General features: G+C 49.4%; 1 pseudogene. It reads left to right on the forward strand.

The window, feature by feature from the left end:
* Nucleotides 1-1,382: pseudogene (locus V6E90_RS21410) on the forward strand (YadA-like family protein); the annotation flags it as partial.

Raw genomic sequence — 1,382 nt, forward strand, 5'->3', positions numbered from 1 at the left:
TCACGGTAACCAAGAATGGCAACACCATCCAATATGGATTAAACCGTGATTTAAATGTCGATAGCGTTCGTGCGGGCGATACCTTAATCAATGACAATGGTGTGACCATTACCAATGGCCCAAGTATCACCAAAGATGGCATCAATGCTGCGGGGAATACAATTAGCAATGTAGCAGATGGTGCAGCCCCAAGTGATGCTGTAAACAAAGGCCAGTTGGATAAAGCGGCAGCGGCATCGAAAACCGAAGTGACTGAAGGCAAGAACGTCACAGTGACTAAAACCACAGGTGCTGATGGTCAAGACATCTATAACGTAGCGACCAAAGATGATGTTGACTTTAACAATGTCACAGTAGGTGGTGCAAATGGTGTGAGCATTGATGGAACCACAGGCAAGATCAGTGGTGTGGCAGACGGCACCATTGCAGCGGGTTCAAGCGAAGCGATCAATGGTGGACAACTCCACGGTGTTGCAGACAGTGTTCGAAGCGCAATTGGTGGTGAAACCGTCTTAAATCCAAATGGTTCGGTGACCACCAGCAATGTGGGTAACACAGGTGAAGGTAACATCCATGATGCGATTGATTCTGTACGTAAAAATGCAGTAACAGCGAAAACCACGGTCACCGAAGGTGACAATATTGTTGTCACTGAATCGACCAATCCAGATGGCAGCACCAACTATGAAGTTGCCACAGCACGTGATGTTGACTTTGATTCAGTGCAAGTGGGTGATGTCAACATTGATGGTACGACAGGCAAGATCAGTGGTGTTGCAGATGGTACGGTTGCCGCAGGTTCAACTGAAGCGATCAATGGTGGTCAGCTGAATGACAGCGTCGGCTCTACAGGCGATATCTTGGGTGGTGGCGTGACCAATGAAGGTGGTCGACTTAGCGGTCCATTTACCGTCAATGACAAAGGTTATGACACGGTCGCTGATGCGATTCAAGGAGAAGCAGCGGCAGCGAAAACTGAAGTTGAAGCGGGCAAGAACATGACCGTTGCAAGTCGTACTGGTGCCGATGGACAAACCATCTATGAAGTCGCGACAGCGGATGATGTGTCATTTGATTCAGTGCAAGTGGGCGATGTCAATATTGATGGCAGCACAGGCAAGATCAGTGGTGTGGCAGACGGCACCATTGCAGCGGGTTCAAGCGAAGCGATCAATGGTAGTCAGCTGAATGACAGCGTCGGCTCTACGGGCGATATTTTAGGTGGTGGCGTGACCAATGAGGGTGGTCGACTTAACGGTCCATTTACCGTCAATGACAAAGGTTATGACACGGTCGCTGATGCGATTCAAGGAGAAGCAGCGGCAGCGAAAACTGAAGTTGAAGCGGGCAAGAACATGACCGTTGCAAGTCGTACTGGTGCC

It is taken from the genome of Acinetobacter sp. ESBL14 (genome assembly GCF_036668815.1).
GTDB lineage: Bacteria > Pseudomonadota > Gammaproteobacteria > Pseudomonadales > Moraxellaceae > Acinetobacter > Acinetobacter gyllenbergii.